At 68.5% G+C, this 21,192-nt stretch carries 15 protein-coding genes and 1 tRNA gene; 8 read left to right on the forward strand and 8 right to left on the reverse strand.

Translation table 11 applies throughout. The features are described 5' to 3' along the window. Position 1: 1 nt before the first annotated feature. A complete protein-coding gene (locus ASC91_RS17655; protein WP_056199361.1) occupies positions 2–2,557 on the reverse strand; it encodes a TonB-dependent receptor in 2,556 nt (851 codons plus the stop codon). A 412-nt stretch (positions 2,558–2,969) separates the two neighbouring features. Between ASC91_RS17655 and ASC91_RS17660 the strand changes: the two genes are divergently transcribed. The 3 genes from ASC91_RS17660 to ASC91_RS17670 all read left to right on the forward strand — a co-directional run bounded on the left by ASC91_RS17660 (position 2,970) and on the right by ASC91_RS17670 (position 8,315). Beyond that, positions 2,970–4,646, forward strand: coding sequence for a bifunctional UDP-sugar hydrolase/5'-nucleotidase (locus ASC91_RS17660; RefSeq protein ID WP_056199363.1), 1,677 nt, complete (start codon positions 2,970–2,972; stop codon positions 4,644–4,646). Positions 4,647–4,767: 121 nt separating this feature from the next. Then, positions 4,768–7,380, forward strand: coding sequence for a response regulator (locus tag ASC91_RS17665; protein WP_162247812.1), 2,613 nt, complete (start codon positions 4,768–4,770; stop codon positions 7,378–7,380). Next, positions 7,377–8,315, forward strand: coding sequence for a diguanylate cyclase (locus tag ASC91_RS17670; RefSeq protein ID WP_327082884.1), 939 nt, complete (start codon positions 7,377–7,379; stop codon positions 8,313–8,315). Before ASC91_RS17665 ends, ASC91_RS17670 begins: the two co-directional genes overlap by 4 nt. Before the next feature lie 187 nt (positions 8,316–8,502). Here the strand turns inward: ASC91_RS17670 and ASC91_RS17675 are convergent. Then, positions 8,503–8,576: transfer RNA gene (locus ASC91_RS17675), tRNA-Gly, on the reverse strand. A 55-nt stretch (positions 8,577–8,631) separates the two neighbouring features. Between ASC91_RS17675 and ASC91_RS17680 the strand changes: the two genes are divergently transcribed. The 4 genes from ASC91_RS17680 (at position 8,632) to rpoH (ending at position 15,979) form a co-directional block, all read left to right on the forward strand. Further along, positions 8,632–11,199 carry an ABC transporter permease gene (locus tag ASC91_RS17680; RefSeq protein WP_056199369.1) on the forward strand — a complete coding sequence of 856 codons (2,568 nt, stop codon included), beginning with the start codon at positions 8,632–8,634 and terminating at the stop codon, positions 11,197–11,199. 5 nt (positions 11,200–11,204) lie between these two features. After that, the gene (locus ASC91_RS17685) at positions 11,205–14,381 is read left to right on the forward strand and encodes a CHASE domain-containing protein (protein ID WP_056199371.1); all 3,177 of its coding nucleotides are present in this window, start codon (positions 11,205–11,207) and stop codon (positions 14,379–14,381) included. 31 nt (positions 14,382–14,412) lie between these two features. Beyond that, positions 14,413–14,913 (forward strand): chemotaxis protein CheW, encoded by a 501-nt coding sequence (locus ASC91_RS17690; protein ID WP_056199375.1) that lies wholly within the window; start codon positions 14,413–14,415, stop codon positions 14,911–14,913. Positions 14,914–15,061: 148 nt separating this feature from the next. Then, positions 15,062–15,979: an RNA polymerase sigma factor RpoH gene (gene rpoH, locus ASC91_RS17695; RefSeq protein ID WP_394326329.1), complete on the forward strand. Its 918-nt coding sequence runs from the start codon at positions 15,062–15,064 to the stop codon at positions 15,977–15,979. A 43-nt stretch (positions 15,980–16,022) separates the two neighbouring features. Here rpoH and ASC91_RS17700 read toward each other — a convergent pair whose 3' ends face one another. The 5 genes from ASC91_RS17700 to ASC91_RS17720 are packed head-to-tail and all read right to left on the reverse strand — an operon-like array spanning position 16,023 to position 19,971. Beyond that, complete coding sequence (locus ASC91_RS17700) at positions 16,023–16,625, reverse strand: SCO family protein (protein ID WP_056199381.1); 603 nt, start codon at positions 16,623–16,625, stop codon at positions 16,023–16,025. After that, positions 16,622–17,527 carry a heme o synthase gene (gene cyoE, locus ASC91_RS17705; protein ID WP_056199384.1) on the reverse strand — a complete coding sequence of 302 codons (906 nt, stop codon included), beginning with the start codon at positions 17,525–17,527 and terminating at the stop codon, positions 16,622–16,624. The genes ASC91_RS17700 and cyoE overlap by 4 nt, the downstream gene beginning before the upstream one ends. Positions 17,528–17,529: 2 nt before the next feature. Continuing rightward, a complete protein-coding gene (locus ASC91_RS17710; RefSeq protein WP_056199387.1) occupies positions 17,530–18,615 on the reverse strand; it encodes a heme A synthase in 1,086 nt (361 codons plus the stop codon). Then, positions 18,612–19,244 carry a hypothetical protein gene (locus tag ASC91_RS17715; protein WP_327082885.1) on the reverse strand — a complete coding sequence of 211 codons (633 nt, stop codon included), beginning with the start codon at positions 19,242–19,244 and terminating at the stop codon, positions 18,612–18,614. Before ASC91_RS17715 ends, ASC91_RS17710 begins: the two co-directional genes overlap by 4 nt. A gap of 16 nt (positions 19,245–19,260) precedes the next feature. Beyond that, positions 19,261–19,971 (reverse strand): SURF1 family protein, encoded by a 711-nt coding sequence (locus ASC91_RS17720; RefSeq protein ID WP_056199392.1) that lies wholly within the window; start codon positions 19,969–19,971, stop codon positions 19,261–19,263. Between the two features lie 30 nt (positions 19,972–20,001). On the opposite strand from ASC91_RS17720, the gene ASC91_RS17725 reads away from it, so the two are divergent. Beyond that, the gene (locus ASC91_RS17725; RefSeq protein ID WP_056199395.1) at positions 20,002–20,217 is read left to right on the forward strand and encodes a DUF2909 domain-containing protein; all 216 of its coding nucleotides are present in this window, start codon (positions 20,002–20,004) and stop codon (positions 20,215–20,217) included. A gap of 58 nt (positions 20,218–20,275) precedes the next feature. Here the strand turns inward: ASC91_RS17725 and ASC91_RS17730 are convergent, their stop codons facing one another. Next, the gene (locus ASC91_RS17730) at positions 20,276–21,160 is read right to left on the reverse strand and encodes a cytochrome c oxidase subunit 3 (protein WP_056199399.1); all 885 of its coding nucleotides are present in this window, start codon (positions 21,158–21,160) and stop codon (positions 20,276–20,278) included. Positions 21,161–21,192: the final 32 nt, after the last annotated feature.

A 21,192-nucleotide genomic window follows, 5' to 3' on the forward strand; every position in this document is an offset into this window, starting at 1 on the left:
CTTACTCGAAATCCACGCTGAAGGTCAGCGAGGTGAAGCGCGGGGCACCGAGGTAGTAGAACTCGGTGCTGGCAGATTGCGATGCGGTCGAGCCATTCGTCGTCCGCAGCGGCGTTGCCTGCGTGTTGGTCAGGATCGAAGACGCGCTGCGGTACTTCGCATTGCCGATGTTGCTGACGTTCAGGCGCAGTTGGGCGTTCTTCAGCTGCGAGCCGAAGTTGCCGAACTTGAAGCCGGCGTCCAGGTCACCGGTGGTGTAAGCGGGGGCGGCTTCCTGGTTCATCAGGTCCACGTACTGCGAGCCGGTGTACTTGCCCTTCAGGCGCACATAGACCGGGCCTTGCTCGTATTGCACGGACAGGGCGGCCATCTTCTTGGGCGTCTTGCCGAACTCCTTGTCCTTGATCGGCAGGAAGCCGGTAGCGGTCAGCTGCAGATCGTCCGTGATCTTGCTCTTCTGCAGCGTCAGCGAGCCATAGGCCGAGAAGCCGCCGAAGACGCCGCTGCCGACTTCCATCTCCAGGCCACGGTTCTTCACGCCGCCGGCATTTACATAGGTGGTGACCAGGGTATTCGGGTCCGTCGCCGAGACCTGGCGGTTCTTGAAGTCTGAGCTGAACAGCGTAGCCGTGAACGAGATGTCCTTCGACTGGAAGCGGTAGCCGCCGTCGATCATCGTCGACGTTTCCGGCTTGACCTCTACAAAGGGCTGGACCGGGCCGCCGTTGACGGAAGCTACATAGACGCCGCTGGAGCTGACCTGATAGGCATAGTTCGGTGGTGCGCGGAAGTTCTTCGCGGCATTCAGGAAGACATGCTGTTTGCTGTCCAGGTTGAAGCGGGCACCGATTTGCGGCAGCGCCTTGCGGAACGAACGCGTAATGTTGAAGTCTTGGTAGACGTTGGCGCCCTTGGTATAGACGCCATTGACCAGCGTGTAGGTCGGGACCGGGGTCTCGCTAGCGTAGTTGGTCACGTCACGCGTCACATGCGGCAGGCGCAGGCCCAGCGAAATGAAGGCGCGGTCGTTCAACAGCGTGATCTGGTCGTTCAGGTAGATCTGGTAGGCGGTGCTGATCGTCTTGCTGTCGCGACCTTCGTAGCAGGTGCCGTCAGTGCGCTTGATGCAGCCGTCCTGCAGCCAGGGGTCCGCCGGCGTGCCGTCGGCATTGATGCGGACGCCCGGCTGGGTCTGGCGGTGCTGGGCACGCTCATACCACAGGCCCAGCTTCAGGTAGTGGCTGTCCAGCGTGGTGCTGAGTTCGCCGGTGATGCCGGGACGCATGGTCTTGGTCACGCTGGCGCGGCCCACGGCAACCTTGTCCAGCTTGTCGCCATCGCCATTGATGTCAATGGCACCGCCAATCAGGCTAGTCCCCGAGCTACCGGTCTTGGCAGCGGTACCGGTTTCGTCAAGGATGACTTGTGACCAGCCGCCGTTGCCAAAGCCGTACCACATGTAGGGCTGGACCTTCAAATAAGTGTCCTGGGCGACCTTGAAGGAACCCGACACCGACGCAATCACGTTCTTGAACGGGTTCAGCGCCATGCCGTAGTAGACCGGCGACTGGGTGACGTCGGTCTGGGCCGTGCCGCCCACCGGTGTCTTCAGCGCCTTGAAGTTCGCGCCGTAGTCATAGTTGTAGCCATAGGGCGTGCCATTGGCATCAGAGCCAGAGGCAAAGGAGGCGGCGCAGCTGGAGAGCGGAACGAGCTGAGCTTGGCACAGGCTGACCGAGAAGATGTTCTGGTTGTACAAACGGTTGTACAGGATCGAGCCCAGGATGTGGTTGTCCTCGTTCAGGTCGAGCGTGAAGCCGGCGTCGACATGGTCCTTCTTGAGCTTGCCGACACCCTTCCACTTGTCGGCTTCGGCATGCGAATAGCTCAGGAAGACCTTGGCCTTGTTGTCCAGGAAACGACCCGTGTCGACACGCAGGAAGGAGCGGAACAGGTTCAGGCCGCCGAACGTCTGCGAGAAGCGGAGGCGGCTCGTGTCATTCGGGTCGCAGGTGATCATGCTCACGCTGCCGCCGGTGGCGCCGCTGTGGGGCGATTCCAGCTCGGGAGAGCCCTGGGCCACCGAAGCGGTACAGAGGTTCTCCTTGTCGATCATTTCCTGGGCATAGAAAGCATAGCCGCCCGAATCGTTGACCGGCACGCCGTTCACCGTGAAGCCGATCTGATCGGAGCCGAAGCCGCGGATGCTCACGTCGCCGCCGTTTAGGCCGGTCGCGTCGTAGTTGTAGGTGTTCACGCCGGGCAGCTGCGCAATGCTCTGCAGCACGTTTCCGGTGGCGATTTCCTTTTCCATCGCGGCCTTGGTGATCGTGCTGCGGCCCTTCACGGAGTCGTCATTGATCATATTGCCACCGGCCAGCTTGGCACCGGAACCAATGACCGTGATCGTGCCCAGGCGGACGGCATCGTCCTTGGCGCGCGGTGCGGCCTCTTCCTTGGCTTGATCCACCGGCGCTTGCTGCGCGTACACCGTGCCGGTGGCCAGCACGGAAACTGCCAGGGCGGTGGCGGTCTTGCAGAATAGTCTGCTCTTCATTCCTAGACTCCTAGTGGGTGCGCCAAGCGCGCGGGCTTCAACAGATTCAGTAGGGTGCCGTTCGTCGATGACCGCGGCAGAAAGACGCTTCGCAAAGCGCCCCGGAATTGTCATGACTTTCTGTGACAGAACTTTACGGGTAAGTCAGAAGTGGCCCGATTCAGACACTCGCGCCCGGCGTGAAGCACTGGGACAGTGCATCGCCGGCCGGCGACATTACTCCCCGTTTTTGGCCCGCTGACTTGGGAATCACGGAACCAAGCCACGAATCGGGCCGCCTGTAGCACCGATATGGTGCAATCTTTACTGGAATGTAAACCTTGCGGCAGAACCTCGTGATGTCGCGAAACCGCGACAAACTCGCGCTACAAACCGACCTCCAAGATCCCAGCCTCCTCCAAGCAGCTCCGTCATGGCCTTTACCCACTCCTTCCGTCTCGCCACCGGCCTCGTGCTGGGCGCCCTGTTTGCCGGCTGCGCCACCCAGCAGCAGCCCGCCACGACAGAGCTGACGCTGCTGTCCATCAACGACTTCCACGGCAACATCCAGCCCGCCGACCCCACGCCGCTGCTGCCGCGCCTCCCCGACGCCACAGGCGCGCTCAAGTCCCAGCCTGCCGGCGGCGCCGCGTATCTGGCCACGGCCCTGGCCGCGCTGAAGGCCAGGAACCCCGATGCCCTGGTTGTGGCAGGCGGCGACCTGATTGGCGCTTCGCCGCTGATCTCCAATCTGCTGCGCGACGAACCGACGCTGACGGCCATGTCCCAGCTCGGCATCGCCGCCAGCGCCCTGGGCAACCACGAGCTGGATGCCGGCCTGCCCGAGCTGCTGCGCCAGACCCGCGGCGAATGCGGCGCAGGCGGTTGCCTGTGGCCGGGCTACAAGGGCCCCGGCTTTCCCTATCTCGGCGCCAATGTGCTGGACGCGAACACCGGCAAGCCGCTGCTGCCCAGCCATGTCATCAAGCAGGCTGGCGCGCTGAAAGTCGCCATCGCGGGCGTAGCGACGCTGGAGACGCCGCATGTCATCGTCGCCCGGGCGATCAAAGGCATCCGCTTCGCCGACGAGGCCGACACGCTGAATGCCCTCGTCCCCCAGCTCAAGGCGGAAGGCGCGCAAGTGCTGGTGGCCGTCATGCACGAGGGTGGCGTTCAAGGAAGGGACGCCAGTGCCAACGATCCGAGCTACGCCTGCCCGACGTTGACCGGCCGCGTGCAGGACATCGCCAAGCGCCTGGACCCCGCCTACGCCATCATCATCGGCGGCCACACCCATCAGGCCTACACCTGCAAGATCGATGGCCGCCTCGTCGTGCAAGCCGGCAGCTATGGCGGCTGGATCACCGAAAGCCATCTCAAGTTCGACGCTGCCGGCCGCGTGCTCGATGCCCAGGCCGTCAACCACCCGGTGCTGCAGTCGGCCTACGCGCCCAACCCGGCACTGGCCGCCTTGGTGGCCCAGGCCGCCGCGCTGACCGAAGCAGCCCGCAACAAGCCGGTCACCACCTTGACGCAAGGCGCCTCGCGCAATGCCAAGGAGCCCCATGGCGACTCCGCGCTGGGCAACCTCATCGCGGACAGCCAGCTCGCCTTCGCGCGCAAGCAGGGCCCGGCAGACGTGGCCTTCATGAACCCCGGCGGCATCCGCGCCGACCTGACCGTGAAGCCCGGCAAGCCCACGACGATGAGTGACCTGCTCGCCATCCAGCCCTTCGGCAACGACATCGTCGCGGTGACGCTGACCGGCCAGCAGCTGCTGGACATCCTGCAGCGCCAGCTGCCCAAGGGCGACGCCGCCCCGCGCATGCTGCAGCCCTCGTCGACGCTGCGCTACCACTGGCGCGCCGCGGCCGATGGCGTCGCCCAACTCGTCGACCCGCGCATCAACGGCGAGCCGATCGATCCGGCGCGCAACTACCGCGTCGTCATCAACAACTTCCTCTCCGAAGGCGGCGACGCCCAGGCGGGTTTCAAGCATGGCCGCGACCGCGCCGTGCTCGGCACCGACATCGACGCCCTCGTCGAGCTGCTGCGCGACAACCCGCTGGCGCTTTCCCAGGCGGCGCCGGGCCGCATCGTGCGCGACTAGGGCAAACCTGTAACTTCTTGTAGCGACCCCGGCCCGGCGCCCTGACGGGGCCGCCCTAGACTCGAAGCGCCCGGCATTGATGGCCGGGCAGCAGCGGCTCGGGGGCGTGATGGCGTGGGACATGCAAGCCGGCGGTGACGCCCAGCCTCAGGCCGGTCCTGCAGCCGCGAGCCCCTCGCCCGGCACGCCCAGCCCCCTGATCCGCGAGGTCATTGCCCACCTGCCCTGCGGCCTGGCCGTTTTCGACGCCGAACGCCGTCTCCTCGTGCACAACGCCGAGTTCGAGCGCCTGCTCAACGTGCCGGCCTCCCTTTTCGAAGAACCGCCGCTGCGCTTCGACGATCTGATCCTCTTCTTCGCCGCCCGCGGCGACTATGGCGAAGGCGAACAGGCCCGCGCCGCGGTCGACGCGGCCCTGGCCCTGGGCCGCGACCAGCGCGCCAACCGCCTCGAGACCTACCGCACCGGCGAGCGCCTCATCGAGGCCCGCACGGCGCCCCTTCCCGATGGTGGCCTCGTGCTGACAGTCCTCGACCTGACGCCCCAGGCCCAGGCCCGTCTCGCCGCCGAGCGCGCGTCACAAGCCAAGACGCGCTTCCTGGCCAATATGAGCCACGAGATCCGCACGCCGATGAATGCCGTGCTGGGCATGCTGCGCCTGCTGCAGAAGACGCCACTGGACGCCCGCCAGCGTGACTACGCCGTCAAGAGCGAAGGCGCCGCGCGTGGCCTGCTCGGCCTGCTCAACGACATCCTCGACTTCTCCAAGATCGAAGCCGGCCACCTCGGCCTGGACCCGCACCCGACACGCCTGGACGAGCTGCTGCGCGACCTCTCCGTCATCCTGGCCGCCAACGTCGACAAGCGCGAGCTCGAGCTGCTGTTCGACCTCGACCCCGCCCTGCCGCCGGTCGTGGTCGCCGATGCACTGCGCCTGCAGCAGGTGCTCATCAACCTGGCCGGCAACGCCATCAAGTTCACGCAGGCCGGCGAGGTCGTGCTCGGCATCTCGCTCGTGTCGCAGAACGCCAGCAGCGTCGTGCTCGCCTTCTCGGTGCGCGACACCGGCATCGGCATCGCGCCCGAGCAGCAGCAGCGCATCTTCTCGGGCTTTGCCCAGGCCGAGGCGTCAACGGCCCGACGCTTCGGCGGCACCGGCCTGGGCCTGGCCATCAGCCGCCGCCTGGTGCGCCTGATGGGCGGCGACATCCACATCGAAAGCACGCCCGGCAAGGGCAGCCGCTTCAGCTTCACTCTGAGCTTCCCCTTGCCCGCCGAGGAGTGCGCGCCGGCGCCGCGCCAGGCCCTACAGGCCCTCGTCATCGACGACCATGCCGAGGCACGCCGGGTCATCGGCACACTGGCCCAATCCCTGGGCTGGACGGCACGCCTGGCGGCCAGCGGTGCCGAGGCGCTGGAGCTGATCACCAGCGGCACGCCGGAGGTCGTGCTGCTCGACTGGGTCATGCCCGGCATGGATGGCTGGCAGACCGCCGTGCACCTGCGCCAGCGCCTCGGCCCCGAGCCGCTGATCCTGATGGTCACCAGCTACGACCGCGAACGCCTGGCCCAACGCAGCGCGGCCGAGCAGGCCCTGCTCGACGGCTTCCTCGTCAAGCCCATCACCGCGACCCTGCTGAGCCAGGCCGTCAGCGCGGCCATCCAGGCACGCTGCAGTGACGGCGAGCCGCCCGAACCGGCACCGCAGCGCCTGGCCGGCCTGCATCTCCTCGTCGTCGAGGACAACCCCGGCAACCAGCAGGTCACGCGCGAACTGCTTGAACTCGAAGGTGCCCAGATCAGCCTGGCCGGCGACGGCCAGCAGGCCCTGACCCTGCTCGCCCAGACCCGCGGCCGGCGCGGCTTTGACGCCGTGCTGATGGACGTGCAGATGCCCGTCATGGATGGAACGACAGCCACGCGGCTGATCCGACGCCAGCTGGGCCTGACCCTGCCCATCATTGCGATGACGGCGGGCGCGCTGGATGCCGAACGCCAGGCCTGCCTTGAGGCCGGCATGGACGAGCACATCGGCAAGCCCTTCGACCCCGACGTACTGGTCGCCGTGATCAGCCGGCGCTGCGGCGCTGCGCCCACGGCGCCCAGGACCGTGGCCGCCGAGCTGCCCCCCACCCTGCTGGCCGACGCGGGCCGTGCCGGCATCGCGCTGGCCGAGGCGCTGGCGCGCATGTCCGGCCGCATTGAGCTGTTCGAACGCACGCTGGCCGCCCTGCACGAACAGGACCGCAAGCTCGCCCGGGCCCTGGCCGAGGGTGGCCGTACCGCCACGCGCGGCCTGCATGGCTACCGCGGGCTGGCCGCCATGCTCGGCGCGGGGGAACTGGCGGCCCTGGCCGCCGAAGGTGAACATGCCGGCGCGCCCGACGAAGACTGGCGCCGCCGTTTTCTCGAGCGCCGCCAGGCCGATCTTGCCGCGCTGGACCGGCTCGCCGCCGACCTGCACGCCCGCCAGGCCCTGCATGACGATCTCGCCGAACAGCAGCGGCCCGCAGCGCCCGGCAGCCTCGCCCAGCACGTGGATGCCCTCGCCGAACTGCTCGACGGCGCCGACCTCGCTGCGCTCGACTTCCACCAGGGCCTGCGCGAGCGGCTGCGGCAGAAGGGCGATGAAGGCACGGTGACTGCCCTCGATTCGGCCATGGAAGCCCTCGACTTCGGCACCGCGCTGACGCTGTGCCGCCGCCTGCGCACGACGCTGGAGGCCCCGACATGATGCAGCTCTCCCTGCCTGACCGCGCACCGCTGACGCCCGGCCACGCGCCGGCCGGCCGCCGCCCGCGCCTGCTCATCGTCGACGACCAGCCGGTCAACATCCAGGCCCTGCACCGCGTCTTCGCGAGCGATTGCCAGGTGCTGATGGCCACCGACGGCAGCCGCGCCCTGCAGCTGTGCCGCGACCGCCAGCCCGACCTCGTGCTGCTGGACGTGCAGATGCCCGGCATGGACGGCCACCAGCTCTGCGCCGAATTGAAGGCCGACCCGCTGCTGCGCAGCATCGCCGTCATCTTCGTGACCGCGCAGGACCAGCCCGAGGACGAGACCCGCGCGCTGGACGCCGGCGCGGCCGACTTCATCACCAAGCCCTTCAATCCCACCGTCGTGCGGGCGCGGGTGCGGACCCAGCTGACCTTGAAAGCCCAGTCGGACCTTTTGCGCGAGCTCGCCTTCATCGACGGGCTGACCGGCGTGCACAACCGCCGGCATTTCGACGAGCGCTTCATCGCCGAAGCCCGGCGTGCGCAGCGCTCGCGCTCGCCACTGGCCATCGTGCTCGCCGATGTCGACCACTTCAAGCGCTACAACGATGCGCTGGGGCATCTGGCGGGGGACGACTGCCTGCGGCGCGTGGCGGGGGCGCTGCGGGCTTGCTTGAGGCGGCCTACCGATCTGCTGGCGCGCTACGGCGGAGAGGAGTTCGTCTGCCTGCTCCCGGACACCGATCTGGCAGGGGCGATCGGGGTGGCGCAGCTGATGGAGGACACGGTGAGGGCGTTGTCGCTGCCGCATCCGGGGGTGGAGGGCTGCGTGACGATCAGCCTGGGGGTGTCAGCGGGGTCGCAGGCCCAGGGGCTCGTCGAGGCGGCGGACAAGGCGCTGTATTTGGCCAAGGCTGCGGGGCGTGGGCGCGTCAGCTGGGTAGAGGGCTGACGGCGGCGGGAAGGGAATGCTCGGAATGCGATGGATCGGTCGGACCGATCCATCGGCCTCGCTGGTACTCGGCCCGGCGCACGGCGCCGTCCAAGGACAGCCACCGGCTGTCCTTGAGCGAACCGTGGGTTCTCATCCCAAGCCCCCACCCCAAATGCCAACGGCCCCGAGTGGGGCCGTTGGCATTTGGAGCGGGTGATGGGAATCGAACCCACGTAGTCAGCTTGGGAAGCTGAAGTTCTACCATTGAACTACACCCGCAATGGGCCGCGAGTTTACAGGGCTGAATGCGATTCCCACGGCTACAGTCGCGCGCATGACGTCCTCCGCCTCGCCCGCCCAGCGTCCGCCTGCCACTTTGCTGATCGCCTGGCGCCAGTTGCTGCGGGACTGGCGGGCCGGCGAGTTGCGCTTGCTGATGCTGGCCGTGGCCCTGGCCGTCGCGGCGCTGTGCGCTGTGGCCTTCCTGTCCGACCGCCTCGACCAGGGCCTGCGCCGCGACGCAGCCAAGCTGCTGGGCGGCGATGCAGTCGTTGCCAGTGACCAGCCCACGGCCCCTGCCCTCGTCGACCTGGCCGCCGCCCAGAACCTGACCACCGTGCGCACGGCCACCTTCCCCAGCATGGCGCGCAGCGACGAAGCCCATGGCGGCGAGAGCCGGCTGGTGGCCGTGAAGGCCGTTGGTGCGGGTTATCCGCTGCGCGGCAGCATCAAGCTGCGTGAGGCCCTGCCCGGCCGCAGCGGTGCGCCAGCCGCCGGCGAGGTCTGGGTCGATCCGGCCGTAGCCGATGGCCTGGGGCTGAAGCTCGGTGACTCGCTGCTGCTCGGCGACGCGAAGCTGAAGCTCGCCGCGCTGATCGAGACCGAGCCCGACCGCGGCGCTGGGTTCATGAGCTTCGCGCCGCGCGTCATGCTGGCCGAGGCCGACCTCGCCGCCACCCGTCTCGTGCAGCCCGCCAGCCGCCTCACCTACCGCATGGCGGTCGTGCCCGGCCCGGGCGCAGCACCGGGTGCCGTCGGCCGCTTCGTGGCCGGCGCCGAGCAACTCGTCGAGAAGGACAAGCTGCGCGGCGTGCGCCTGGAGTCGTTGGAGTCCGGCCGCCCCGAGATGCGCCAGACGCTGGACCGCGCGGCCCGCTTCCTGCGCCTGGTGGCCATGCTGTCAGCCCTGCTCGCAGCCGTGGCCGTGGCGCTGGCGGCACGCGACTTTGCAGCCCGCCATCTGGACGACTGCGCCATGCTGCGCGTGCTCGGCCAGCCGCAGCGCCGCATCGCCTGGGCGTACGGGCTGGAGTTCCTGCTCGCAGGCCTGAGCGCCAGCGCGGTCGGCGTGCTGGGCGGCCTGGCCCTGCACCAGGTTTTCGTGTCGCTACTGGCCGGGCTGATCGACGTCGACCTGCCACCGCCCAGCATCTGGCCGGCGCTGCTGGGCCTGGGCCTGGGCTTGTCGCTGCTGCTGGGCTTCGGCCTGCCGCCGGTGCTGCAGCTCGCCGCCGTGCCGCCGCTGCGCGTCATCCGCCGCGACCTCGGCGCGCCCAAGGCCGGCTCACTGCTGGTGCTCGGCGCGGGTGTGGCGGGCCTCGCGGCCATCCTCGTCGTGCTGGCAGGCGACGTGAAGCTCGGCGCCATCGCCGCCGCAGGCTTTGCCGCCGCGGTGCTGCTGTTCGCGCTGCTGGCCTGGGCGGCGGTGTGGCTGCTGCGCCGGCTGGTGCCGGTCAATGTCAGCGGTGCGGGCGTGCCGCGCTGGCTGCTGCTGGCCACGCGCCAGGTCGCGGCACGGCCGGGCTTTGCAGTCATGCAGGTGTCCTCGTTGGCCGTTGGCCTGCTGGCGCTGGCGCTGCTGGTGCTGCTGCGCACCGACCTGATCGACAGCTGGCGCCGCGCGACGCCGGCGGCCGCACCGGACCGCTTCGTCATCAACATCCAGCCCGACCAGGCAACAGCCTTTCGCAAGACGCTGACCGACGCCGGCGTGAAGGACTACGACTGGTACCCGATGATCCGCGGCCGCCTGACGGCGATCAACGGCGAGCCGGTGCAGGCCAAGCGCTTTGCCGAGGAACGCGCCCAGCGCCTGGCCGAGCGCGAGTTCAACCTCAGCCACACGGCCGACAAGCCGGCCCACAACCAGATCACCAGCGGCCGCTGGGGTGATGCCAAGCCCGACGAGACCGGCCTGAGCGTCGAAGAAGGCCTGGCCCAGACGCTCGGCCTGAAGCTCGGCGACACGCTGGCCTTCGACATCGCCGGCCAGCCCGTGCAGGGGCGCATCACCAATCTGCGCAAGGTCGATTGGTCGTCCATGCGCGTCAACTTCTTCGTGCTGTTCGAGAAGGCAGAACTGCCCGACCTGCCGTCCACGCAGATCGCCGCCTACCGCAGCCCGCCGGCCACCAAGCTGGACCGCGAGCTGGCGCGCCAGTTCCCCAATCTCACGGTCATCGACGTGTCGGCCCAGCTCAATCAGGTGCAGGGCGTGCTGGATCAGGTCATCCAGGCGGTGCAGTTCCTGTTCAGCTTCACGCTGGCGACCGGCCTGGTCGTGCTGCTGGCGGCCGTGGGCAGCACGCGCGAGGCGCGCACGCGTGAGTTCGCGCTGATGCGGGCGCTGGGCGCGCCGTCGTCGCTGCTGGCCCAGGTGCAGCGCGCCGAGCTGCTGGGTGTCGGCGCCCTGGCCGGCTTCCTGGCCGGCGCCGTGGCGCTGGTGCTGGCGGCCCTGCTGGCGCGCTTCGTCTTCGAGTTCGACTGGCACATCAAGCCCTGGGTGCCGCTGGTTGGCGCGGCCTGCGGCGCGCTGCTGGCCTGGAGCGCCGGCTGGTGGAGCCTGCGCGGCGTGCTGCAGCGGCCCGTCGTGCAGACGCTGAGGGAGGCCCAGGCCGAATGAAGGCCATGCGGCCGCTGAGCGCCCGCGACGTGGGCCGCTACCTGGCGCTGTCGGCGGCCATCGTCGCCGTCTATTACGTGCTGGCGCGGCTGGGCCTGCTGATGGTGCTGCCGCCCTACCAGGTCGCGCCCATCTACCCCGCCGCCGGCTGGGGCCTGGCCGTGCTGCTTGTCTGGGGCCTGCGCTACACGCCGGCCGTGGCCCTGGGGTCCTTCATCGTGCAGGCCACGACGATGAACGAACTGAGCGGCGTGCTGCCGCTGGCCCTGGGCATCGGCCTGGGTGCCGCCGCCCAGGCAGTGGCCGGCACGCTGCTGATGCGGCGCTGGTGCGGCCGGCCGCTGGTGCTGGCCTCGCCGCGCGAGATCGCCGGCTATCTGTTCGCGGCGGCGCTGGCGGGCGTCGTCAGCCCAACTTGCGCGAGCTTGGTGCTGAAGGCCTTCGGCGTCATCGCCACCGCGCAGATGGGCCTGGTCTGGACGATCTGGTGGACCGGCGACCTGATGGGCGTGCTCATCGCCACGCCGATCACCCTGGCCCTGATCGGCCAGCCGCGTTCGGCCTGGGCAACGCGGCGCTTCAGCGTCGGCCTGCCGATGCTGCTGACCACGCTGCTCGTGGGCCTGGGCGTGGCCGTCACGATGGAATGGGACCGCCAGCGCAACCGCGCCGACTTCACGCGCGACGCGACCAGCGCCGCCCAGGACCTGGCCGGCCGGCTGCGCGAGCCGCTGCTGGCACTGGAGGGCGTGCACGGCCTCGTCAAGGTCAAACCAAGGCCGACGCGCGCGGAGTTCGCCCAAGCGACGAGCGGCTTCCTGACCGAGGAGAGCCCGTTGATCGCGCTGGGCCTGACGCTGCGTGTTGCGCGCGCCGACGTCGACCGCTTCAACGCGGCTGCCGCGGCCGATGCCTTTCCCGGCGGCTACCAGGCGCGCGACCGCCTGCGTGCCGGCGACCTGCGCCCACCGGCGGACGAGGACATGCTGGCCATCCGCCTCATCGAACCGCTGTCGCGCAATGCCGGCGCGCTGGGCGTGAACGTGCGCACCATCCCCGGCGCGCGCGCGGCCATCGAGCGCGCCGCTTCGCTGGGGAAACCGGTGGCGTCGGCGGGCTTCCAGCTGTCGCAGGACAAGGAGGCCGCGGTCGGCGTTGTGGTCTACCAGCCCCTCTACCGGGGCCAGGCGGCGCCCAGCGAGCAGGCCTTGGACGGCGTCGTCTTCGCCACGCTGAGGCCCGACCTGCTGCTGTCGCGCCTGGCGGCCAACTGGCCCGAGCATCTCGGCGCCTGTCTCGTCGACCTGGAGCGCGGCGCGCTCTATCCGCGACTGGGCGGGCGCCTGGGCTGCGAGGCCGTGCAACGTGGGGGTGCCGACCTGCCCCTGGTCAAGATGCCGCTGGAGTTCGGCGGCCGGTCATGGGAGATTCGCATCTATGACCTGCCCGGCTTGGTGCAGGCGCCGGGGCGCAGCTGGGCCTTCGCCCTCGTCGGCCTGCTGGCCACGGCCATGGTGGGCGCGCTGCTGCTGCTGATGTCGGGCCGCACCCAGCATGTCGAGGCGCTGGTGCAGGAACGCACCGCCGCGCTGGAGCGCGAGGTTGCCAACCGCGCCCAGGGCGAGCGCGCGCTGAGCCAGAGCGAGCAACGCTTTCACAGCATCTTCGAGACTGCGCCCATCGGCATCGCCTTCACCGACCTCAACGGCGGCTTCCAGGAGGTCAATGCCCATTTCTGCCATCTGGTCGGCTACACGGCCGAGGCGCTCGCGAACAAGCGCTCCATCGACGTGACCCATGCCGATGACCGCCGTGAGGACATCCGCCTGGCACGCCGGCTGATGCGCGGTGAGATCCCGTTCTACCGCCGCTTGAAGCGCTATATCCGTCCCGACGGCAGCACCGCCCATGCGCGCGTGCTGGTCAGCCTGCTGCGCGGCGCGGACGGCCGGCCACACCGGCTGGTGGGCATCATCGAGGACATCACCGACCAATTGCGCATCGAGGAGCTGGACCGCGCCCGCGAGGCCGCCGAGGCGGCCAACCAGGCCAAGAGCGAGTTCCTGTCGCGCATGAGCCATGAGCTGCGCACACCGATGAACGCCATCCTCGGCTTCACGCAGCTGATGCAGATGGACGCCGGTGAACCGCTGGCACCGGGCCAGCGCGCACGCGCCCAGCAGATCGCCCAGGCCGGCTGGCATCTGCTGGAAATGATCAACGACACGCTGGACCTGTCGCGCATCGAGGCAGGCTCGCTGCGCCTGGAGCCTGTGCTGCTGGAGCTGCCGCCGCTGCTGGCCCGGGCCTTGGCGCTGGTGCAAGGTCAAGCCGCAGAGCGCGGCCTGGCCATCAGCCAGCGTATCGACCCGGCCGCCGTGCGCCTCGTCGGCGACCCCACGCGGGTTACCCAAATCCTGACCAACCTGCTCAGCAACGCGGTCAAGTACAACCGCCCAGGCGGCAGCGTCAGCGTCGAGGTGGCTCGTCCTGAGCTGGGGTGGGTCGAAATCGCCGTGCGCGACACCGGGCTGGGCCTTACCGAAGAGCAGCGCGCCGCCCTCTTCCAACCTTTCAACCGCCTGGGCCGCGAGCGCAGCGGCCTGCCGGGCACGGGTATCGGCCTGGTCATCAGCCAGCGCCTGGCCGAGATGATGGGCGGCAGCCTGCGCGCCGAAGAGCAGGACGGCCCCGGCGCCTGCTTCGTGCTGAGGCTGCCGGCCAGCGGCGCTGCCGCTGCACTGTCCCAGGAGACAGCCCCGGACGAACCGACCAGCCCGCGCCCCAGCCCCCAGCGGAGCGTGCTCTACGTGGAGGACAACCCGCTCAACGCCGAAGTCATGCGCGGCATCCTGGAGCAGCGGCCCGGCATCGAGCTGGAAGTGGCGCCGACCGTTGAAGCCGGCCTGCGCGCCTTGCGCGAGCGCCCGCCGGCCCTGCTGCTGCTCGACTGGCAGCTGCCCGACGGCGACGGTCTGACGCTGCTGAGCCGCATGCGCGAGCTGGGCCAGCCGCTTCCCCCCGTCGTCGTCGTGTCGGCCAATGCCCAGCCCGAGCAGATCGCCGCCGCCGAGGTGGCGGGCGCCCAGCACTATCTGACCAAGCCGCTGGACGTGCGTGAATTGCTCGCCCTGGTCGATGAATTGTTGGCGCCGGGCTCCGTCGTAGCGGGGGCAGAATGAGGGCCCAGTCCCCAACACGCGTCAGCGCCCGATGAGTTCCACCGATCTCGTTCCCAGCACCGGTGCCCAGGCCGTGCAGGCCCTGGCACGCACCGATGGTCGCCAGTTCCTGACCTTTCGCATCGGCGCAGAGGAATACGGCCTCAACATCCTGCGCGTGCAGGAAATCCGCTCTTACGAGCCGCCCACCCGCGTTGCCAATGCACCGGCCTTCGTCAAGGGCGTCGTCAACCTGCGCGGCGTCATCGTGCCCATCGTGGACCTGCGCATCCGCCTGGGCCAGGCCGGTGAATACAACGCTTTCACCGTCGTCATCGTGCTCAATGTGGCCGGCCGCGTCGTCGGTGTCGTCGTGGATTCGGTGTCCGACGTGCTGGAACTGAGCGCCGACGAGATCAAGCCGCGCCCGGAAGTGGCCGCCGCCCTGGACGCCCGCTTCATCACCGGCCTGGGCAAGCTCGGCGAGCGCATGCTGATCCTGCTGGATATCGAGGCCATGATCAAAAGCCCGGATTTCGGCCTGGTCGACTGAAGGAAAGTTAGCGATCGCTGACTGTTTCACCGTTGGAAACATTGCATTCCAGCACCGTCACGAACTGACTTAGCACTCGCCAAACCAGAGTGCTAATATCCTGCTCACCGCGGCATTCCGCGCCGCGGTTTAGCAAGGATTCATGACGATGTCCGCCTCTTCTGCCATTGCCGTCCGCGACCCCTGGGCCATGGTGCCTTCGCTGGGCAATCTGGACGCATACATCTCCGCCGTCAACCGCCTGCCGCTGCTGACGGCCGAGGAAGAAGGGTCCGCCGCGCGCAGCCTGCGCGACAAGGGCGACCTGGAAGCCGCCGGCCGCATGGTGCTGTCGCATCTGCGCCTGGTGGTGGCTATCTCCCGCCAGTACATGGGCTACGGCCTGCCCCAGGGCGACCTGATCCAGGAAGGCAATGTCGGCCTGATGAAGGCCGTCAAGCGCTTCGACCCGGACCAGGGTGTGCGCCTGGTGAGCTATGCCATGCACTGGATCAAGGCCGAGATCCACGAGTACATCCTGAAGAACTGGCGCATGGTCAAGGTCGCGACGACCAAGGCCCAACGCAAGCTGTTCTTCAATCTGCGCTCGATGAAGCACCAGATGAAGGCCGACCAGGCCGACGGCCAGACGCATCGCAACACGCTCACCGAGGCCGAACTGGCCCATGTCGCCAGCACGCTGAACGTCAAGCGCGAGGAAGTGCTGGAGATGGAGACCCGCATGTCGGGCGGCGACGTGGCGCTGGAGCCGCAGACCGACGACGATGGCGAGAGCTTCGCGCCCATCGCCTACCTGGCCGACGACAGCCATGAGCCGACCCGCGTCATCGAGGCGCGTTCGCGCGACGAACTGGCCGGCGACGGCATCCACCGCGCCCTGGACGTGCTGGACGCGCGCAGCCGCCGCATCGTCGAGGAGCGCTGGCTGAAGGTGAACGACGATTCGTCGGGCGGCATGACGCTGCACGAGCTGGCTGCCGAATACGGCGTGTCGGCCGAGCGCATCCGCCAGATCGAGGTGGCGGCGATGAAGAAGATGAAGAAGGCGCTGACCGAAGCGGCCTGATTGACCTCCTCGGCTCCAAGTAAAAGGCCCCTCGGGGCCTTTTCTACTTTTTGGCTTCGGCCAGCAGCAGCTTGATGTCGTCCGCCAGCGGCTGGGCGCCCGAGCCGTAGCGCGCGTAAACGCGCACGCGGCCTTCGGTGTCGAAGATGAAGCTCGCCGCCGTGTGGTCCATCGTGTAGGTCTCGGGTGTCTTGCCCGGCGCCTTGGCGTAGAAGACCTTGAACTCCTTGGCCGCGGCCTTCGTCTGCTCCTCGCTGCCGCGCAGGCCGACAAAGCTGGGATCGAAGCTGGCCAGATAGGCCTTGAGCAGCTGCGCCGTATCGCGCTCCGGGTCGACGGTGACGAAGATGCCCTGCACCTTGTCGCCGTCCGCGCCCAGGCTGCGCTTGACTTCGGCCACCTCGGCCATCGTCGTCGGGCAGACGTCGGGGCATTGGGTGTAGCCGAAGAAGACCACCAGCACCTTGCCCTTGAAGTCAGCCAGCGAGCGGGCGCGGCCGTCCTGGTCGGTCAGGTTCAGCGTGCGGGCGTACTCGGCGCCGGTCAGGTCGATGCCCTTGAAGGCAGGCTTGTCGGGGCTCGCCTTCTGGCAGGCGGCCAACGACAGTGCGGCCAGCGCGGTCAGCGCGAAACGACGGGTGTTCATGCGATGTAGTGGTCGATCAACAGCGCCGCAAAGAGCAGCGACAAATGCCAGATGGAGAACCAGAAGGTCCGCCGCGCCAGCATCTCCGAATACGAGCGCCACAGCCGGAAGGCATAGCCGCAGAAGCCCAGGCCGAGTGCGACGGCGCTGGCGAGGTAGAACCAGCCGCTCATGCCGGTCAGGAAGGGCAGCAGCGTGGCCGCAAACAGCACCCAGGTGTAGAGCAGGATCTGCAGCCGCGTGTAGTCGTTGCCGTGCGTGACGGGCAGCATGGGCAGGCCGGCGCGCGCGTAATCTTCAGCGCGGTACAGCGCCAGCGCCCAGAAGTGCGGCGGCGTCCACAGGAAGATGATCAAGCACAGCAGCCAGGGCTCGGGGCCGAGGTCGCCACGCAGCGCGGCCCAGCCCAGCACCGGCGGCATGGCGCCCGAGGCGCCGCCGATGACGATGTTCTGCGGCGTCATCGGCTTCAGGATGACGGTGTAGATGACGGCATAGCCGATGAAGGTGGCGAAGGTCAGCCACATCGTCAACACGTTGACGTAGAAACCCAGCAGCGCCATGCCGGCTGCGCACAGCAGGGCCGAGAAGGTGAGCGTCTGCGTACGGCTGAGCTCACCCTTGGCCGTGGCGCGCCAGGCGGTGCGCTTCATGCGCGCGTCGATGCCGTCCTCGATGAGGCAGTTGAAGGCGGCCGCAGCGCCGGCGACCAGCCAGATGCCAGCGACGGCGGCAAGCATGGTGAGGGCCTGTTCCGGCGAGGGCAGGCCGGGCACGGCCAGGGCCATGCCGATGGCTGCGCAGAAGACGATGAGCTGGACGACGCGCGGCTTGGTCAGCTGGTAGAACTGCTGCCAGCGCGGGCTGTGCACGAAGGCGCTGGCGGTGGACGTGGAGGCCATGGTCAAGTTTGCGCCCTCAGGCGCGCGAGCAAGATGGTGAGCAGGGCTAGCAGCAGAGCGGCGCCAGCGGTGTGGGCGAGGGCAGCCACGATAGGCCAGTCGAGCGCGACATTGGACAGGCCGGAGGCGAGCTGCCAGCCAGCCGCGGCGAGCAGCCAGTTGGACCAGTTCGCCGCATGCCGACGCAGCCGCCAGGCCAGTGCCAGGATGGCCGCAAAGACGACGCCCGCGCCGATGCGATGGGCCGTGTGGATGGCGGCCAGCGCCTCGAACCCGAGCCAGCCGCCGTCGGCGCGCTGGCCCAGTGCGCGCCAGAGCTGAAAGCCCTGCGCGAAGTCCAGTTGCGGCCACCACTGGCCGCCGTGGCAGGTGGGGAATTCGTCGCAGGCCAGCACGGCGTAATTCGTGCTGACCCAGCCGCCAAGGGCGACCTGGACAAGTGCAAGCACAAGGACGACGGCGACCGCACGGCGCAACGCCGACGGCGCGATGATCGGCCGCGGCTCGTAGGCCTCGTGCTGCCAGGCGAGCAGCATCAAGAGGCCGATGCCGAGCAGCAGGTGCAGCGTGACGATGGCCGGGAAGAGCTTCATCGTGACCGTCAGCGCGCCGAAGGCCCCCTGCACGCAGACCCAGGCCAGCGTCAGCGTCGGCAGCCAGGGCGATGGTGCGGTCTCTGCGCCCCGCCGCTTCAGCCGCCAACTCAGCGCAGCCATGACGAGGATGAGCAGGCCCACGCCGCTGGCCAGATAGCGGTGAACCATCTCGATCCAGGCTTTGCCGTGCGTGACCGGGCCGGTGGGCATCGCGGTCTGGGCGGCCTCGATGTGGTCGTGGGCGCCGGCCGGGCTTGCAGCGCTGTAGCAACCCGGCCAGTCCGGGCAGCCCAGGCCCGAATCGGTCAGGCGCGTGAAGGCGCCGAAGACGATGAGGTCGAAGGTCAGGAACAGCGTCAGCAGGGTCAGCGCGCGCAGCCGCCCTGCCGGCGTCGCGCTTCGCGAGCGCTGGCGCCACCAGAGCAGTGGGCCGATGGCGACCGCGCCGCCGATGGCGGCGACCTGGCCAAGAGGGACCAGCAGGTCGTTCATCGGCCTGCCGTATCCCAGCTGGCGCTGGCGCGCAGCAGCCTGTCGAGATCGGCTTTGAGCTTCTTGGGCTCGGGCTCGGCAGGGGCGCGCTCCATCCAGTTGCCCATGGGGTCGACGATGTAGAAATGGTCGGCCAGCGCCTTGCCCGAGGCGGGTTTGAGCCAGGCATCCAACCGGTCCCTGGGCACGCGCAGCACGGTCACTTCGGCGCCCTTCTGACTGACGGCAGCCATCACTTCGGGGCGCGGCGTGCCGGTATCGGGAATGAGCCAGAGCTTGTCCACGCGCGCCCGCTCCTTGCCCAGCATCTCGCGCAGTTGGCGCTGCACGAAGAGCTGCTGTTCGCAGGCGGCCGGGCAGTCGGAACCGTGCACGACGGCCAGCAGCCATTGACCCCGCAAGGAAGCCGGCGCGACCGCCCTGCCCTGCAGGTCGGTGAGCGGCAGGTCGGCAGGCATGTCGACGGCAGGCGCGATCAGTTCGCCATAGGCCGAGCCGCTGGGCCTGACGACGTAGAAGGTGAAGTAGGAGGCGACGACCGGCGCCGCGCACATGGCCAGCACCAGCAGCATCTTCCAGCGGCCGACGCGCTGCTGCCCCGTCGTGCCGGGATCGGGCAGGCTGTGCACCGCGAAGCTCAGCGGTTCAGGACTGCTGACGGCGGAGCCGGGGACGGATGAGTTGGAACCAGACATAGAGACCGACGATCAGCGCGCAGAGCGCAAACCATTGAAAGGCATAGCCATAGTGTTTTTGCAGGCCGAGGTCGGGCGCTGGCCAATGGCGCAGCAACGTGTCGTCGGGCGAATCGGTGGCGGTCTGCACGACGGTCAGCGGCAAGAGCTTCAGGCCGGACTCGACGGCGAAGGCCGCAGGGTCGAGATTTTGCCGGATCGTGCCGGCCGACCCTTCGCCCAGCTCGTAAAGCCGGGAGGGCGACGTCGCCAGCCGCCCTTCGACGGCAACCTCGCCGGGCGGCGTGAGCAAGGGGGGCAGCTGCTGGCGGTCGAGTTGATTGCGCGGCGCCCAGCCGCGCTGTACCAGGACGACGTCGTCGCGGCCCGCCAGGCGCAGCGGCGTGACGACGAAGAAGCCCGTGCGGCCGTCCATGGGCCGGTTGTCCAGCCAGATCGTGCGTTCGGCCATCCAGGTGCCACGCAGGGCCACACGGCGGTGCAGTTGGCCTTCGCCGCCCAACTCGGCCTCGGTGAGCGCCGGCTTGTCGGCTTCGGCCTCGATGGCTGCTTGCAACGCGATCTTCTGCGCGGCACGGTCAAGCTGCCAGACGCCCAGCCGCGCCGTCAGCGCGGCGCCCAGCAGGGCCGCCAGCAGCACCAGCCAACGCCTGGCGGTCATGCAAAACCTCCGGGCGGATAATTCGACACCATGAAATTCGTGATCCTGATCGCCTTCATCGGCATCCTCGGCGCGCTCGGCGCGGCCGGCTTCTTCATGCTGCGCAAGGGCGGCAACAAGAAAAGCCCCAACATGGCCCGTGCGCTGGCGGTGCGGGTCGCCGTGTCGGTGACGCTGTTCCTGATCATCCTGCTGAGCTGGCAGATGGGCTGGATACAGCCGACCGGACTGCCGGTGAAATCCTGAGCTTCAACAACAAAAAAGCGCCGCTGCTGCGGCGCTTTCTCATTGCGAGACCGGGAAGTCACATCCAGTAGACGATGACGTACAGGCCCAGCCACACCACGTCCACGAAGTGCCAGTACCAGGCGGCGCCTTCGAAGCCGAAGTGGCGCTCCGGCGTGAAGTGGCCCTTCATCAGGCGGATGGTGATGAACAGCAGCATCAGTGCGCCCACGCAGACGTGAAAGCCGTGGAAGCCGGTCAGCATGAAGAAGGTCGAGCCGTAGATGCCGGAGGTCAGCTTCAGGTTGAGCTCGGTGTAGGCGTGGTGGTATTCATAGGCCTGGAAGCCGACGAAGGTCGCGCCCAGCAGCACGGTGATCCACATCCACAGGATGGTCTTGCCGCGGTTGCCGGCGATCAGCGCGTGATGGGCGATGGTCAGCGTGACGCCCGAGGTCAACAGCAGGGCCGTGTTGATCGTCGGGATGGGCCAGGGGCCCATGGTGCTGAAAGCCTCGACGGTGCCCGCCGGCGCAGCGGTAAAGCCGGGCGCCGTGCTGGGCCAGATGGCCTTGAAGTCGGGCCACAGCAAGGCGTTTTCCAGGCTGCCAAGCACCGGCACCGAGTACAGGCGGGACCAGAACAGCGCGCCGAAGAAGGCGGCGAAGAACATCACCTCCGAGAAGATGAACCAGCCCATGCTCCAGCGGAAGGAGACATCGATACGGTCGCTGTACAGGCCGCCCTCGCTCTCGCCGATGGCCTGGCGGAACCATTGCTGCAGCACGAAGGCCCAGAAGGCCAGGCCGCCGAACAGCGAGTACATGCCCCAGCCATGGCCGTTGACCCACTGGCCCGCGCCGAGGATGACGAAGAACAGGCCGATCGCGGCCATCACCGGATGCCGTGAAGGCGCCGGGACGAAGTAGTACGGGGTCTTGCCCGGGGTAGTCGCTGCCGACATGTTGTTCTCCTAGTACTCGCTCGTTCTGAACT

The sequence above is a fragment of the Pelomonas sp. Root1237 genome (genome assembly GCF_001425055.1).
Lineage (GTDB): Bacteria > Pseudomonadota > Gammaproteobacteria > Burkholderiales > Burkholderiaceae_C > Pelomonas.

Bases quoted from the DNA above. Each gene is read 5' to 3' on its own strand.
- ASC91_RS17690 (WP_056199375.1), top strand. From the start codon at position 14,413: ATGAGTTCCACCGATCTCGTTCCCAGCACCGGTGCCCAGGCCGTGCAG.
- ASC91_RS17700 (WP_056199381.1), bottom strand. From the start codon at position 16,625: ATGAACACCCGTCGTTTCGCGCTGACCGCGCTGGCCGCACTGTCGTTG.
- ASC91_RS17665 (WP_162247812.1), top strand. From the start codon at position 4,768: ATGCAAGCCGGCGGTGACGCCCAGCCTCAGGCCGGTCCTGCAGCCGCG.
- rpoH (WP_394326329.1), top strand. From the start codon at position 15,062: ATGTCCGCCTCTTCTGCCATTGCCGTCCGCGACCCCTGGGCCATGGTG.
- ASC91_RS17655 (WP_056199361.1), bottom strand. From the start codon at position 2,557: ATGAAGAGCAGACTATTCTGCAAGACCGCCACCGCCCTGGCAGTTTCC.
- ASC91_RS17720 (WP_056199392.1), bottom strand. From the start codon at position 19,971: ATGACCGCCAGGCGTTGGCTGGTGCTGCTGGCGGCCCTGCTGGGCGCC.
- ASC91_RS17730 (WP_056199399.1), bottom strand. From the start codon at position 21,160: ATGTCGGCAGCGACTACCCCGGGCAAGACCCCGTACTACTTCGTCCCG.
- ASC91_RS17685 (WP_056199371.1), top strand. From the start codon at position 11,205: ATGCGGCCGCTGAGCGCCCGCGACGTGGGCCGCTACCTGGCGCTGTCG.
- cyoE (WP_056199384.1), bottom strand. From the start codon at position 17,527: ATGGCCTCCACGTCCACCGCCAGCGCCTTCGTGCACAGCCCGCGCTGG.
- ASC91_RS17660 (WP_056199363.1), top strand. From the start codon at position 2,970: ATGGCCTTTACCCACTCCTTCCGTCTCGCCACCGGCCTCGTGCTGGGC.
- ASC91_RS17670 (WP_327082884.1), top strand. From the start codon at position 7,377: ATGATGCAGCTCTCCCTGCCTGACCGCGCACCGCTGACGCCCGGCCAC.
- ASC91_RS17680 (WP_056199369.1), top strand. From the start codon at position 8,632: ATGACGTCCTCCGCCTCGCCCGCCCAGCGTCCGCCTGCCACTTTGCTG.
- ASC91_RS17710 (WP_056199387.1), bottom strand. From the start codon at position 18,615: ATGAACGACCTGCTGGTCCCTCTTGGCCAGGTCGCCGCCATCGGCGGC.
- ASC91_RS17725 (WP_056199395.1), top strand. From the start codon at position 20,002: ATGAAATTCGTGATCCTGATCGCCTTCATCGGCATCCTCGGCGCGCTC.